Consider the following 14,743-nt stretch of genomic DNA (forward strand, 5'->3'; position numbering starts at 1 on the left):
TGGTTCACAGTCCTCTTCGAAGGGCGACGGTGTGTACCGGCGCGTCCCACAATTCGACGAACTCGTCGTCGAGCTTGAGCAGGGTGATGGACATTCCTTGCATCTCCAACGCGGTGATGTAGTTGCCGACCAGCGACCGCTCCACCTCGATACCTTTGCCGGCCAGGTACTTTCGAGCCGAATTGTAGGCGAGGTAGAGCTCGACCTCCGGTGTGCCCCCCATGCCGTTGACGAACAGCAGGGTCCGGTCGGCGGAGACGAACGGCAGGTCCGCGATCACGGCGTCCAGCAGGATCGCCACGATCTCGTCCGCCGGGGCCAGCTTGCGCGTCTCCCGTCCCGGCTCGCCGTGGATGCCGATGCCGATCTCCATCTCGTCCTCGGCCAGGGTGAACGACGGCTCGCCCGAGTGCGGGACCGTGCAGGCCCGCAGGGCCATGCCCATCGACCGGACCTGCGCGATGACGCGCTGCGCGATCGCCGTCACCGAGGCCAGGTCGTCACCGCGCGCCGCCGCCGCTCCGGCGATCTTCTCCACCAGGACCGTGCCACCGACTCCCCGGCGGCCGGCGGTCCACGTCGAGTCCTTGACGGCCACGTCGTCGTCGACCACGACGGAGGCCACCGACAAGCCCTCCGCCGCTGCAAGTTCGGCCGCCATCTCGAAGTTCAGCACGTCACCGGTGTAGTTCTTGACGATGTGCAGGACCCCGGCGCCCCCGTCGACCGCCTTGGTGGCGTCGAGGATCTGATCGGGGGTAGGTGAGGTGAACATCGCCCCGGGCACCGCCGCATCGAGCATGCCGGCGCCGACGTAGCCGACGTGCAGGGGTTCGTGCCCGCTGCCACCGCCGGACACCAGCGCCACCTTCCCGGCGATCGGACCGTCGGCCCGCGTCACGAAGGTCGGATTGCGGTGCAGCGTCAGCAGATCGGCGTGCGCGGCGGCGGCACCGTCCAGCGCCTCGTCCACCACCGTCGATGGATCATTGATGATCTTCTTCATCTCTCACTCCTTCGTGGGATGTGCGGGTCGGTCGGGAAAAGTGTTGGTGCCTGGCAGTTCTCAGCCCATCGACGGCTGATGTCGCAGCCGTACCGAAAGACAGGTGACGCAGCCCTCCATCTTCTCGAACTGGGTGATGTCGACCAGGACGGGCGTGTAGCCCAGATCGGCGATCATCTCGGCCGAGCGTGGAGCCGACGAGGCCATCAGCAGGTGGCCACGACCGAGGTCGACGACGTGTGCACCCGCCTCCTCCGGCATCGGCCGGAAGTGCGGGAAGAACCCCGGGTCGTCGACCAGCGGCGGGTAACCGATGACCGTGCCGTCCGGCAGCGCCGTCACCGCCGACTTGAGGTGCAGGACCTTCGTCAGCGGAACCGCGATCACCGTGGCGCCCAACGGCTCCAGGATCGAACGGAACTCGGCGATACCGGCGGCGTCGGTCCGGCCACCGCGCCCGACGTAGACCACCCTGCCGACCTTCAGGACGTCTCCGCCGTCGAGCGAACCCTGCGTCATCCGGTGCACCGGGTAGCCCAGATCGCCCAGTACCTTCGCCGTCCCGTCGGTCTCCGGCTTGCGGGCATCTGCGCCAGGATTGGTGATCACCGCCGATCCGTCGAACATCACCACGGTGTCCTCGACGAACACCGAGTCCGGGCAGTCCGGCGCGGGTGACACCTCGACCGTCTGCCAGCCGCTGCCGGTCAGCGCGTCGACGTAACCCTGCCACTGCCGGCCCGCCAGCTCGAGGTCGATCGGCGAGCGCTCGATGTGGGTGACCAACCCGTCGGCCAGCAGCGGGGACGGACGGCGGACCAGTGCGCGCCGCGCCGGCTCCGGCGCGTCTTCGAACTGCATGGCTTCACTCCAGGAGGTCGCGCGGCGCGAGTTGTTTCGTCGGGATGACCCTAGTCCCGATGCCGCGTCCCGTTCGGTCCGCGATGCCCCTGGCCGCGGGATCGCGCGCCGGGCGGTGTGGCACGGTGGTCCGATGAGATACATCGTGATCGGCGCGGGGGCCGTCGGAGGCTCCATCGGTGCGGCGCTCTTCGCCGCCGGCCGAGACGTGGTGCTGGTCGCACGTGGAGCCCACCACGATGCGATCGCCGCCGGCGGTCTCACCTTTCGCACGCCGAGAGGGACTGAGCACCTGCACATCCCGGTCGTCGCCGGGCCGGACGAGCTGACGCTGACCCCGGACGACGTCCTCGTCCTGGGCGTGAAGGTGCAGGACAGCATCGCCGCGCTCGAGACCTGGGGTCCCGTGCCGGTCAACGGCGGTGGCACCGCGGACACCGACCTTCCGTTGTTCTGCGCCCAGAACGGTGTCGAGGGCGAGCGGATCGCACTGCGTCGTTTCGCCAGGGTCTACGGCGTCACCGTGATGCTGCCGGCCACCTACCTTGCTCCGGGCGAGATCGCCGCCGTTGGTGACCCTTTGATCGGGGTGTTGACGGTCGGGCGTTACCCGAACGGTTCGGACCTGCTCGTGGACGCGGTCTGCGCCGATCTGGAGGCCGCCGGGATCGGCGGCCGGCCCACCGAGGCGGTGATGCGCTGGAAGTACACCAAGCTGCTGGCCAACCTGGGCAATGCCGTCGAGGCGATCACCGGTCCGGTCGAGTCCGGGGCCGCGACGGATCTGGTGTCGCGCGCACGGGCCGAGGGGCTGGCGGTGCTGGCTGCGGCCGGTATCGATCACGCCGGACCGGACGAGGACGCCGGAGCGCGGACCCGGCTGATCACCCGCGAGATCCCCGGACAGCCGCGAGGTGGCGGTTCCACCTGGCAGAGCCTGACCCGCGGCACCGGCCGGGTGGAGGCCGACTACCTCGCCGGCGAGGTGGTTCTTCTCGGCAGGCTGCACGCGGTGCCGACCCCGGTGAACGCGACGCTGTGCCGGGTCGCCGACGATTTCGCGCGCCGTGGCGTGCGCCCGGGATCGATGACGGTCCCGGAGCTTCTCGCGTTGATCGAGTAACTGCGACCGGTCAGCGGTGCCCGCGCGCTGGCGCGTGACGGTGAGGCCTTTCACCAACGGTGAGGCCTTTCACAATGGGAGGGTGGGACAAACCCGACAGCTGTCGTTAGCATCAGTAACGACCGAGAGGGAGTCTGTGACCGCCACCGCAACGCAGGACCATGCCGTCGCCCACGCGCGACGCGTCGCACTGAGCGTGACCACCGTCGGCATGCTCGCCGCCATGCTCAATTCGTCGATCCTGCTGATCTCGCTACCGGCCATCTTCGCCGGTCTCGGGCTCAATCCGCTGGCACCGGAGAACATCAGCTATCTGCTGTGGATGCTGATGGGTTACATGCTCGTCACCGCCGTGCTGGTGGTCACCTTCGGCCGGCTCGGGGACCAGTACGGCCGCGCGAAGCTCTTCAACCTCGGGTTCGCGATCTTCACCGTCGGGTCGATCGCCTGCGCCCTGGTGCCCAACACCGGGTCGACCGGCGCCCTGGAACTGATTTCGCTCCGCGTCCTGCAGGGCATCGGCGGGGCGATGCTGACGGCGAATTCGACTGCGATCATCACCGACGCCTTCCCCTCGGACCGGCGCGGGTTCGCGCTCGGCGTCAACCAGGTCGCCGGTCTGGCCGGGTCGTTCTTCGGCCTGGTGATCGGTGGTCTGCTGTCGGAATGGAACTGGCGCGCCGTCTTCTGGGTGAGCGTCCCGATCGGTATCTGGGGCACCTGGACCGGGTACCGCAGGCTGCACGACAAGCCGCGCAGCACCAAGGTCCACCAGCGCATCGACTGGTGGGGCAACATCACCTTCGGGCTGGGCCTGATCGGCGTCCTGGTCGCCATCACCTACGGTCTGCAGCCCTACGGAAAGCACAACATGGGCTGGAGCAGCCCGATGGTGCTGACCGGGATGATCCTCGGGATCGCCCTGCTGGTCGTCTTCGTGATCATCGAGAACAAGGTCCACGACCCGATGATCAACCTGAAGCTGTTCAAGATCCGTGCCTTCACCGCCGGCAACATCGTCAACTTCGCCTCGGCCATGGCGCGCGGCGGGTTGCAGTTCATCCTGATCATCTGGCTCCAGGGCATCTGGCTCCCGCTGCACGGCTACGCCTTCGCCGACGCGCCGTTGTGGGCCGGCATCTACATGCTGCCGCTGACCATCGGGTTCCTGATCGCCGGTCCGGTCTCCGGCGCCCTGTCCGACCGCTTCGGTGCGAGGGCTTTCGCCACCGGCGGCCTGATCCTGACGACCCTGACGTTCGTCGGGCTGATGATGATCCCGGCCGACTTCAACTACGTCATGTTCGCCGCCCTCCTGGCGCTCAACGGCATCGGCTCCGGCCTGCTCGCGGCCCCGAACGCCGCTGCCATCATGAACTCGGTGCCCTCCTCGCAGCGCGGTGCCGCCTCCGGTGTCCGGGCGACCGGGATGAACGCCGGCATGGTCCTGTCGATGGGCGGCTTCTTCACGCTGATGGCGATCGGGTTGGCCAGCCGGCTGCCGAGTTCCATGTACGCCGGCCTGACGGCCCTTGGCGTCAACTCCGATGCGGCGCAAACGATCTCCCAGACGCCGCCCGTCGGCACCCTGTTCGCCGCCTTCCTCGGCGACAACCCGATCACTCAGCTGATGGGCTCGGTGGACCCGTCGCAGCTGCGGCCGGGCAACGGCGCCGACGTGGCCACCCTGACCGGACAGTCCTTCTTCCCGCACCTGATCTCGGACGCGTTCCACCACGGGCTGGTGGTGGCCTTCAGCGCCTCCATCATCCTGCTGCTGATCGCGATCGTGGCGTCGGCCCTGCGGGGCAAGCATTTCGTGAACGGCGATCAGGGCGAGGACCCGGACCGCCCGCACCACGAGAGCACCCTGGAGGCCCTCGCCCGCGAGGGTGCCGCGGTCGACTACCCGAACACCCCCGAAGCCGACACCGAATACGAGAAGGCACTGGCCTCCAAAGGAACGACGAGGGCCTGACGCCCGATGCTCGGGGCGTCAGATCACCGCACGCCCATCGGACCACCGAGCACACGGCGACCAGATCCGGATGGCGGCTGATCGGCGCCTATCCCCAGAAGTCCCGACATATCGTGACAAAATCGCAGCACGCGGTCACCGTGCGTCGATAATGTGGACCACATATTCCTCTTGACCATTCCTTTAGCTATGTTGCACAAGAGGGTAGTTGAGGTGCGACTCCCGGGGAGGGCGTCGTGGGGGCTTTTGTGGGGTTGATGCTGGGTATCGGCGTCCTGCTGGTCTGGCAGGGATTCACCCCTGCCCCGAAGAAGGTCCGCACCCACGCCAGGCTGAACCGGATGCGGGAGGAACTGGCCCAGGCCGGGCTCACCGGAATCACCCCGCACGAATTGATCGGGCTCCAGGTGCTGTCCGCGGTGCTGGTCGCCCTGGTCGGGCTGATCCTGACCAGGTCCCTCTCGGTGTCGGTGATCTTCGCCGTGTTCGCTAGCGCCGTTCCCCGCCTGCTGGTCACCAGGCTGCGGCACCGACGGCAGTCCGATCTCCGCGAACTGTGGCCCGAGGTCGTCGACAACCTGACCTCCGGTGTCCGGGCCGGCCTGTCCCTGCCGGAGGCGTTGTCCGCCATCGGTATCCGCGGCCCCGAACCACTCCGCGAGCCCTTCCGTCACTTCGGTACCGACTACCGCACGACCGGCCGGTTCAACGAGAGCCTGGATCGGCTCAAGGTCGCACTGGCCGACCCCGTGGGCGACCGCGTGTGCGAATCCATGCGCGTCGCCCGGGAGGTCGGCGGTACCGATCTCGGTCGCCTGCTCACCACCTTGTCCTCCTTCCTGCGGGACGACGCCCGGACCAGGTCCGAACTCATCGCCCGACAGTCGTGGTCGGTCAACGCAGCTCGGATGGCGGTGTGCGCCCCATGGCTGGTACTCGTCCTCCTGGCCACCCAGCAGGAGACCCTGACCGCCTACGACACCCCCACCGGCACACTCATCCTGGTCATCGGAGCGGTGCTGTCGTTGATCGCCTACCGCCTGATGATCCGCATCGGCCGGCTCCCGGAAGACAAGCGGGTGCTGCGATGAACTTGACCCTCATCGGCGCGATTCTCGGCGGCCTGGCTGCGGTCGGTCTCGTCCTGGCCGTGTTGGCCTCACCTCCGATGCGCCGGATGACCCTGGCCGACCGGATCTCGCCCTACCTGACCGATACCGCCAACGAATCCCGACTGCTGGTCCGTCCCGGCACCGGGACAGGGACCGCCATGGGGAAGTTGGGTGCTCCTCTGCTGCGGGACGCCGTCAAGATCCTCGATCGCATCGTCGGGGGCCAGGCCTCGGTCCGCCGGCGGCTGGCCTCGCTGGACTCACCCATGACCGTCGAGCAGTTCCGCGCCGACCAGGTGCTGTGGGGAGCGCTGGCCACCGCCGCGGGATTCAGCATCGGTCTGCTGTCCGTCGTATTCGGCCAGACCAACCCGCTCACGCTGGTCCTGCTGATCGTGATCTGCTCGATCAGCGGAGTGCTGGCCCGCGACTGGTGGCTCAGTCAGACGGTGGCCAGGCGCGACGCCGACATCCTCACCGAGTTCCCCGTGGTCGCCGAGATGCTGGCGCTGGCCGTCACCGCCGGCGAAGGACCGGTCGGCGCCATCGAACGGATCTCCCGCCTGGCCCAGGGTCATCTGGTCGACCAACTGGCCGGGATCCTCGCCGACACTCGTTCCGGGACACCACTTCTGGTCGCCCTGACCAGCCTGCGGGACCGCACCAGACTCGAACCGCTCTCCCGATTCCTGGACGGCATGGCCGTGGCCATCGAACGCGGAACACCGCTGGCCGACGTCCTACGCGCCCAGGCCGCGGACGTCCGCGCCCTCGGCAAACGCCAACTCCTGGAATCCGGTGGCAAGAAGGAAATAGCCATGATGGTCCCCGTGGTGTTCCTGGTATTGCCCATCACCATTCTTTTTGCGCTCTACCCGGGATTGATCGCGATCAGCGCCGTCGCCCAATGAATTCAATACCACCGACCTCAAGACCACCACCCACACCAGGAGACACCGATGCAGCACAAGATGACCGCCCTACACCTGTGGATTGCCACCACGATCCTGACGCTGACCGACCGTCTTCCCGCGGCCGGTCGGACCGACACCGACGACGACCGGGGGGACGTCCCCGGCTGGGTGATGATCACCGTCATGACCGCCATCGTGGTGATCGCCCTGCTGACCGTGTTCCAGAACGAAGTCACCACCGCCGTCAAGAACGCCTTCGACTCGGTCTCCGGATCCGGGAAGAAGTAGGGCCGCCCCAGGGCTCGACCCCGGAGGACCAGGACTGCGGGAATTCTGTCGCCGAATTCGCGATGGTCCTCGTCCTGCTCCTGATGCTCTTCCTGGCCCTGGTCTCGGTCGGATTCTGGGCCTATTCCCGCACGTTGCTCACCTCGGCCTCGGCCGACGCGGCCCGGTACATCGCCAACGCCGACATCCCCGACACCGCAGCCGCGGAACGGGTCGCCACCCTACTGGACGGCAGCATCGCCGCCTCCACCAGCGCCAGCCTGCAGTGCCGATCGGCGACCGAGGGACAACTCGTCCAGGTCACCTGCACCATGCGCACCCCCGGCATCATCAGCCTCCTGGACGGCGTCATGCCCGACATCACCGTCACCGGCCACTCCGTCAAAGAAGTCGCCAGATGACTTCGCACATCCGACACGCGCTGCGTGCACTTCCTGCTCTTCACGACCGATGGTTCGGCCCCGTCCAATCCAGCCACGGCGAATTCCCCGAACAGCACGACACGCTTCACGAGCACGAGCACGAGCACGAGCACGAGCACGACCGAGACCGAGACGGTGGGCGCGCCCTGATCGAGGTCATCTTCCTCGCCGTCCTGATGCTCATCCCCGTCGTCTACCTCATGATCGGCCTACTCCGACTGCAGGCCACGACCTTCGGCGTCACCCAGGCCGCCCGCGACGCCGGACGCGCCATCGACGGCGCCGCCAACATCGACGAGGGCATCGCCACGGCGCGGCAGATCGCCACCATCGACCTCGCAGACCAAAACGTCCCCGCCGACCGGATCACCCTGACGTTCGTAGCCGCCGGGACCAACTGCAGCGCAGAGCATTCCGTCATCCCCACGCTGACCGGCGGTGCCGTCTACGACATCTGCGTCACGGCGATCGTCAGCCTCCCCGGCGTTCCCACCGTCATCACCGGCTCCAACAACACCGTCACCGGCAGCTACACCGTCCACATCGGCGACCTCCGCGAGGGCGGATGAACACCACAGACCCACCCACCCCGACGAATCGCCCACGCGACGAAGGCTCCATCACCCCCCTGGTGCTGGGGATGATGGTCTGCCTCCTCGTCCTCGGCGCCGGAATCACCGCCGCCGGATCGGCGTTCCTGGCCGGACAACGACTGCAACACCTGTGCGATGGCGCGGCCTCCACCGCAGCCGGCACCCTCACCGACAACCCCGCCAACGACCAGACCGTCATCAACGCCGTCAACGGCTACCTCGCCGTCCGCAGATCCACCGCCGACACCACCGCAAACCTCGTCGGCACCACCCTCACCCTCACCTGCAGCGACACCGTGCCGATCGCCTTCGGCGCCCTCTTCGGCTCCCCCACCCTGCACCGCACCGTCACCGCCACCGCCCGCACCGCCTACAGCAGAACCTGACCGCCGAGCGCTACCCCTCCGCCGGGTACACCCGCGGCCCACCCGCACTGGGGCCGGGTCTTCGGCTCGATCACCCGAACTGGAAGGTTGCACGGGTCAAGTCTCCATCCGAGCGATCAGACGGCCATCGGTAGATCAAGTGCGTGTCGACCCCGCCCAAAAGTTCTGATTCCCTGTCGTCCAACAAAAGCCGGACCTTCGCCTGCCGGCAGGCTCATACTGAGCCCGTTACGGCTCGTGCTGGAATCGCGGGAGGATTGATGTCACAGCAAGAAAACGTCACTCTTGTACGGAGGCACTTCGAAGAAATCTGGAACCAGAGAGACGCGGCGGCCTGCGACGAACTGATGGCAACGGATTTTGTCGAGAACGGAGCTGCTCCTTTCCAGACGCAGGCGCCCGGTCGTGTATCCGGGCCCGCAGCGATGCGCGGGACCGTGCACTGGCTGATTTCTCAGTTCCCGGATCTCATGTACGAGATCGAGGCCATCGTCGCAGACGGTGATCTCGTCGTCGTGCGGGTGCGCGCACGCGGTACAAACCTCGGTCGTCTGAACGGGTTCTTGCCGGCCAGCGGCAAGCGATTCGATTACGCCCAGAGCCACTGGTTCCGGGTAGTAGAAGGCCAGCTCGCCGAGCATTGGGCCAATCGCGATGACCTTTCCGCCATGCTCCAGTTGGGCGTCGTCACGCCTCCTCGCATCGGGGCGCTGCTCCGACAGATGCGGTCGGCAATACCACGCATGCTGCGTCATCGACGTGGGAGCGGCCCTCCAGCCCACGGATAGCTACGGTCTTCCGGGCCCGAACCCACACACGCCCGTCAAGCGACCGGCGTCATGCTTTCGCCCGCCTGGATCTCGTACGCGACGCGGTTCCCGGCCGGCGCCAACGGGCATGACCATCGCGGGCTGTAGCGACAGGACGGGTGATAGAGGAAATTCAGGTCCAACACCAGCTCCGAGCCCTCGACTCCCAACTCGGCGCTCTTGGCACTGTCGAGCAGATACCGCCCGCCGCCGTAGCTGCCCCTGCCCGCGGTGCCGTCGCGCAGGGGCAGGAACAGGCCCCCCGCGTATTGGTCGAGCCACCAGACGTCGACGTCGGCGTCGATGGGTCCCGGCAGGTGCACTTGACCGGCCAACGACATCCGGATGTCACCCTCACCGGAGGGCACCGTCATGGTGCGTGGCTCGCCGGGGGGTCTCAGCGGCGAGGTGAAGCGCAGCGCAGGCTCGTAGGGCCAGTAGGGTAATCCGTTGTCCCGCAGTGGATCTCCATCCTCGAGAGGGCTCTGCGGGTGATGGAGGAAGAGCTCGTCCCGGCCGGCCTTCCACGAGGCGTGGCCGTCCTCGGGAGATGGGTTCGCGCGAACCTCCGCATAAAGCTGGGCCATCGCTCGCCGCCAGTCGACCAGTTCGAGGTACACCGGGAGATCTCCTGACCGATTCGTTGATTTCCAGCGCCGACCCCCCAGCTTGCCACGACCGGCGAGAAGGCGTGCTGCATGGATCAACTTGGCGAATTTGGGACTGGAGTGACAGGAGTCATCAACTTCCGCCATGCCTGCGAAGTTGATCCACGCCAAGGACGTTGGGCCACGCCAAGGACGTTGATCCACGCCAAAGACGCTCAATCCGGGGGCCGAGGGGGGCGGAGTCCGCCCCAGTAGCGGTGGAGGACGCTGTCGACCGGAACGCCCGCGTTCGCGTAGTACACCGGCCTGATCTGCACGAACATTCCGACGTCAGGAGCTTCCAGCAGGTACGGGACGCCGTTGATGACGCCGAGGTAGACCGCCACATGGCCCTGGTAGCCGATGATGTCGCCCGGCCGACCCTGGCTCCAGGGCACGGGCCGGCCCGCGGCCCGCTGCGCTCCGGAGTAGTCGGGGATCTGTACACCGGACTGCGACAACACGTAGCCGGTCAATCCCGAGCAGTCGAACCCGACGATTCCCTGGCAGGAATTCTCCGCCCCGCCCGCTCGGGCACATCCCTGGTCGGCAGGCCCGCCGTTCGTCCCGCCGCCCCACACGTACGGCAATCCGACCGAGGCAAGTCCGGCCGCCAGACCCTTGGCCACCGCGGCGGTCGGAGCCTTGATCACCGCGCCGGCAGCACCTGGAGCCACATTCGGGCCGGCCGGGATGGTCACGTTGACGCCGTTGACGTACACGCTCTGGACGACGCCGCCGCCGGTGGTACCGAAGTACTTCTGGAACAGGAAGAAGAAGTTGCGGTTGCCGTAGGTGCTGCACCGGTCACCGACACCGGGGTAGGCAGCCAGGGCCGCCGCGTTGGGCTGATAGGGCGTGTAGTCGTAGAGCGATGCGGTGGCGGTGTTGCGGATCAGCACGGTGGACCCACCACAGCCGCTGGGCGCGACGTTCCAGGCAATGGTGGTGGTCTGACCAGCGTGGAAGTTGTAGTTGCCGGGGTCGATCCGATACCTGGCCCACTGCTTGGCCATCCCGTACGCCTGGTTGAAGAATCCGGCGTACTGCGGGTCGCAGTTCGCGGAGCCGCCGGGGCCGCTGTCCGGGCAGTGCCAGCCGTAGGCCGCGTCGTAGGTAGTCATCGTGACGTCGGTCCGCGTGAGCAGCGCCGACTCCTTCTGCAGCGTCACCAGCATCACCTGGGGGTTGATGCCGCACGCCACGGAGAGCTTCTGCAGGATGGTGGCCACATCCTCGGCGATACCTCCCGGGTAGGCGGCGCAGTACTTGTCCGAGGGCTCGTCGGGCGTGGTGACCCTCAACGACTTCAGGCACGCGGCGACGTTGCAGCCGGCGCCCTTGCTGTTGACGAATGTCCGGATGTTCGCGGCCGTCATCGATCTCGTGTTGTAGAAGACCGCGTCCGAGATGATCATCCCGGGATCGAACGCGGTGGACCGCCCGCCCGTTGACGGACTGCAGTCGATCGGTGCCGGGGTGCCGGACGGGGAGGGGGTCTGACCGGGGTCGACCACCGCGGGTGTCGTCGGGTCCGACCTCACCGACGGATCAGCCGTACCGGTCGGCACGGGAGCGGCCGGCGGGTCCGGGTTGACCGCGATGTCGACCGGCACCGGTTTCGGCTTGGGTTTCGGTACCGGTGTCGGCTTCGCTGCACTAGTGGTCGGGCCGGTCGGGGTGGTCGTCCGCGACGGGGTGGTGGTCTTGCGCGGGGCGGTCGAGCTCGGCGCTGCGGTGGTCGACCTCGGGGCAGTGGTCGCCGGTGTCGCAGTGGTCGCCGGTGACGCAGTGGTCGCCGGTGACGCCGTGGTCGCCGGTGACGCCGTGGTGGCCGGTGACGCGGGGGTCGCTGGTGACGTGGTGGGCGGCGCCGGCGTGGTCGTCGCGGACGGCTGGCTCGGCGGGGCGGAAGTCGGTGAGGTCGTCGTGGTCGGCGATGTGGTCGTCGCGGAGGCGGGGGCCGTGACGTTGGTGGTGACCGGCGATGACGGCGCAGTCGAGGAGGCTGCGCCGGACGCGGGAGCCGTACCGCCCAGAGCGACGTCGGAGGACGCAACCAGAGGACCGCCGGGTACCGGGATGACGTCGCCGACAGGCCTGACCGTCATGAGGCCGGCGGTGTCGACGAAGGCCCCTCCGGAGCGTCGCAGGGCGGGCATCATGGCCGGACGGATCGCCGTTGCATACCGGTTCGCGCCGTTCGGAACAGCTTTCGGGACGGGCTGGAGCGATGGGGCTGCCGGGGCGACCAGAGCGGCCATTGCAGCCGGCGGCGGTGCGTACAACTTCGCGGTGAGCGCCTCGGACAGGCCGGACCACTGCTCGACGTTACGACCGACGTTGGTCTCCTGGATGACCTCACCGATCTGCCAGTCCAGCCGACCGTCGTCCTGGTAACCGGGAACCCGCTTGACGAGTTGCTGGAAGAACATCGTGGTGGCGCCGACCGCGTCCAGCCGGTCGTACTGCACGTAGAGCCCCGACGACGGATCGGACAACTGCTGGAACAGTCCGATGTACTGGCCGTGGGTGGCGGCTGGATCGAGCGAGGATTCCTGCATGGCGACCGCCAGCGCGATCCGGATCCCACGGCGGCCGATCCCCATCTTGTGCCCGACGGTGACGATCGTCGATGCGGTGCCGACCTGTAGTGAGTCGAGCCGCACGCCGCTGAAGGTTCCGCCGGCCGTCGCGCCGGGAGGGGTGACGGGCGGGGTCGGCATGGTGACGGGGACGCACGCCGTCGCGGTCGGCGTGCTCGCCGCGGTGGACACGGGATTCGTGGCCTCGGACGGATTCGTGGCGAAGGCGAGGAAGACCGCACAGACCACCCCGATTACACCGGCCCTGGCCCACGAGACGCCGGCCCTGCTCCTGGCCCGCCGCCGACCGCGCCGGACGGGGCCGCGGTGAACCTCGCGGCCCGCATCGGTCCGCGGAAGAATCGGTGTCACTCCCACTTCAGCTCGAATTCTCTGCAATAGCACGGCGATGATCCCAGCCGGGGCAAAATCATTGCTCCAAATGGCTTGTCTGCAGCTTAGGTCTTGGATGTGTTCCGCACCACGTGAATCACTCGATCGTGCCCGAATGGCCTTCACCCTCACAGACTTGGCATCGCGACCCGCACGAAACGACGATTTCGAACACGATCAGGGCGCGCATCGTCGTCGGCGCCGCGCTTCGTTGACAGCGGTAGATTTCGTTGGTCGCCGTCCAGGCCCCATCGTGGGTGGCTCGCGGCACCTCAGGGTCGGTAGCAGGTGGAAGGAATCGAGGTCGCATGGGGATCCGGGACGCGCTGCGGTCCATTCGTGGTGGGGAGAAGAAGGCAGCCACCGACGACAGCACCGAGGCCGAAGCGCCGGAGCCGACCTGGTTCCAACCAAGACACGACGGCTCCTACGAGGTCTCGGCACTCGGTCCCGGTCCGACCGAACTGCGCTTGCGATTCCTCCCCGGAGGCACGGTGTTCGAGTCCAGCGGCGCAGACGCGACCCCGGGATCCGAGCAGCAGAACCCCTGCCGGGGTGAATACACCGGAGCGGGACGGTTCAACGTGCAACGCCGGTTCGAGAGGATCGTCAGCTATGCGGTGCTGGAGATGGAAGCCGGCGACACCGAAGGTGAATCCGGTTTTCTGGCTCGGCGGATAGACGGCGCCGACCGCAGCACCGCGGAGCTGCACTTCATCTTCCGTCCGGACCACGGCTGATTCGCGGCGGGAACGCACGCACCGGTTCCGGTGGGGAGCCGGCCCGACCGGCGGGCAGGGCCGTTGGATCGTCCAGGAAGTCCGCAATCTGGACGACGCACAGGGCGACCGTCCCGGATCGCCGCCCGGCGATCGGTCGGCCTGCGGCGCAGCATGCCACCTCCCGCCGCCGTTAGGCTGCGCTGATGTCCGGGATTGATCTGTCGGTAGTGGACTGGGTGCCTTCGCACCGAACTGCCTGGGCAACGCAGATCTCGCGGGCGGTGATGGCCGTCGGCACCCACCTCGCGGCGCTCGGTGTGCTCACCCTGGCGGTGCTCGGCTACCTGCTGGTCCGGCGCCGCTGGGCCGTCATCGCAACGGTCGCCGGCGCGGCCACCATTTCGTTGATCGCTGCCGGTGTAGTGAAGTCTGCGGTGGGCAGGCCGCGGCCGCCAACGGACGTGGCCCTGGTTCATGCCGGGGGGCTGTCGATGCCCTCCACCGACGGCGCGGTCACCGCCGCTGTCGCAGTCGCCCTGTTCATGGCAACTTCGTGGTCGACGCGGCGCGCTCGGGCACTGTTCGGTGCCCTCTTGGTGTTCGCGGTGCTGGGCGTCGGCATTGCCCTGGTGTACCTGGGCGTTCATTGGCCCAGCGACGTGCTGGCCGGTTGGGCGCTCGGCGCCCTGACCGCGTGGGCGTGGCACCTGGCGGTGAAGCGTTGGACACCCGCGAACTGGCACCCGGCGGTTCCGGCTTCGACGAAGCTCTCGGTGGCATCGCCGACCGACCCCCACCTCGACCGTGTAGACCGGCACGGTGGCTGACTGCGGGATCACCGCTAGTTCTGCAGACGATGGCGGCCTCCTGGATCGGCAGGCTGAGGTGTCGACGACCGCCTCGC

The 14,743-nt window shown here is 67.7% G+C and carries 15 protein-coding genes; 11 read left to right on the plus strand and 4 right to left on the minus strand.

All coding sequences use genetic code 11. From position 1 onward, the window contains the following. Positions 1-4 precede the first annotated feature (4 nt). Both dhaK and ddaH read right to left on the minus strand, forming a co-directional pair. The gene (gene dhaK, locus H7F38_RS20875; protein WP_187091589.1) at positions 5-1,006 is read right to left on the minus strand and encodes a dihydroxyacetone kinase subunit DhaK; all 1,002 of its coding nucleotides are present in this window, start codon (positions 1,004-1,006) and stop codon (positions 5-7) included. Between the two features lie 60 nt (positions 1,007-1,066). After that, the gene (ddaH, locus tag H7F38_RS20880) at positions 1,067-1,867 is read right to left on the minus strand and encodes a dimethylargininase (protein WP_187091590.1); all 801 of its coding nucleotides are present in this window, start codon (positions 1,865-1,867) and stop codon (positions 1,067-1,069) included. 133 nt (positions 1,868-2,000) lie between these two features. Here ddaH and H7F38_RS20885 point away from each other — a divergent pair, with 133 nt between their 5' ends. The 9 genes from H7F38_RS20885 (at position 2,001) to H7F38_RS20925 (ending at position 9,471) form a co-directional block, all read left to right on the plus strand. Further along, on the plus strand, positions 2,001-2,990 hold the full coding sequence (locus H7F38_RS20885; RefSeq protein WP_187091591.1) for a ketopantoate reductase family protein: 990 nt from the start codon (positions 2,001-2,003) through the stop codon (positions 2,988-2,990). A gap of 211 nt (positions 2,991-3,201) precedes the next feature. Beyond that, a complete protein-coding gene (locus tag H7F38_RS20890) occupies positions 3,202-4,968 on the plus strand; it encodes an MFS transporter (protein WP_187094861.1) in 1,767 nt (588 codons plus the stop codon). Between the two features lie 236 nt (positions 4,969-5,204). After that, entirely contained in the window at positions 5,205-6,059 is an 855-nt protein-coding gene (locus tag H7F38_RS20895; RefSeq protein ID WP_187091592.1) for a type II secretion system F family protein, read from the plus strand. Then, positions 6,056-6,991, plus strand: a complete 936-nt coding sequence (locus tag H7F38_RS20900) for a type II secretion system F family protein (RefSeq protein ID WP_187091593.1) — start codon at positions 6,056-6,058, stop codon at positions 6,989-6,991. The genes H7F38_RS20895 and H7F38_RS20900 overlap by 4 nt, the downstream gene beginning before the upstream one ends. Positions 6,992-7,039: 48 nt before the next feature. After that, positions 7,040-7,282 carry a hypothetical protein gene (locus H7F38_RS20905; protein ID WP_222618232.1) on the plus strand — a complete coding sequence of 81 codons (243 nt, stop codon included), beginning with the start codon at positions 7,040-7,042 and terminating at the stop codon, positions 7,280-7,282. A gap of 62 nt (positions 7,283-7,344) precedes the next feature. Next, the gene (locus H7F38_RS20910) at positions 7,345-7,683 is read left to right on the plus strand and encodes a TadE/TadG family type IV pilus assembly protein (protein WP_187091594.1); all 339 of its coding nucleotides are present in this window, start codon (positions 7,345-7,347) and stop codon (positions 7,681-7,683) included. Then, on the plus strand, positions 7,680-8,273 hold the full coding sequence (locus H7F38_RS20915) for a hypothetical protein (RefSeq protein WP_187091595.1): 594 nt from the start codon (positions 7,680-7,682) through the stop codon (positions 8,271-8,273). The genes H7F38_RS20910 and H7F38_RS20915 overlap by 4 nt, the downstream gene beginning before the upstream one ends. Next, positions 8,270-8,683, plus strand: coding sequence for a Tad domain-containing protein (locus tag H7F38_RS20920; RefSeq protein WP_187091596.1), 414 nt, complete (start codon positions 8,270-8,272; stop codon positions 8,681-8,683). Before H7F38_RS20915 ends, H7F38_RS20920 begins: the two co-directional genes overlap by 4 nt. Before the next feature lie 260 nt (positions 8,684-8,943). Beyond that, on the plus strand, positions 8,944-9,471 hold the full coding sequence (locus H7F38_RS20925; RefSeq protein ID WP_187091597.1) for an ester cyclase: 528 nt from the start codon (positions 8,944-8,946) through the stop codon (positions 9,469-9,471). Positions 9,472-9,506: 35 nt separating this feature from the next. Here H7F38_RS20925 and H7F38_RS20930 read toward each other — a convergent pair whose 3' ends face one another. Together H7F38_RS20930 and H7F38_RS25705 are read right to left on the minus strand one after the other, a co-directional pair. Beyond that, a complete protein-coding gene (locus tag H7F38_RS20930; protein ID WP_187091598.1) occupies positions 9,507-10,112 on the minus strand; it encodes a DUF1684 domain-containing protein in 606 nt (201 codons plus the stop codon). A 203-nt stretch (positions 10,113-10,315) separates the two neighbouring features. Next, complete coding sequence (locus tag H7F38_RS25705) at positions 10,316-13,102, minus strand: C40 family peptidase (RefSeq protein ID WP_255498097.1); 2,787 nt, start codon at positions 13,100-13,102, stop codon at positions 10,316-10,318. A 323-nt stretch (positions 13,103-13,425) separates the two neighbouring features. Here H7F38_RS25705 and H7F38_RS20940 point away from each other — a divergent pair, with 323 nt between their 5' ends. After that, positions 13,426-13,857 (plus strand): hypothetical protein, encoded by a 432-nt coding sequence (locus H7F38_RS20940; protein ID WP_187091599.1) that lies wholly within the window; start codon positions 13,426-13,428, stop codon positions 13,855-13,857. Positions 13,858-14,042: 185 nt separating this feature from the next. Continuing rightward, a complete protein-coding gene (locus tag H7F38_RS20945; RefSeq protein ID WP_187091600.1) occupies positions 14,043-14,666 on the plus strand; it encodes a phosphatase PAP2 family protein in 624 nt (207 codons plus the stop codon). Positions 14,667-14,743: the final 77 nt, after the last annotated feature.

Origin of the sequence: Nakamurella sp. PAMC28650, from assembly GCF_014303395.1 — a bacterium.
GTDB lineage: Bacteria > Actinomycetota > Actinomycetes > Mycobacteriales > Nakamurellaceae > Nakamurella.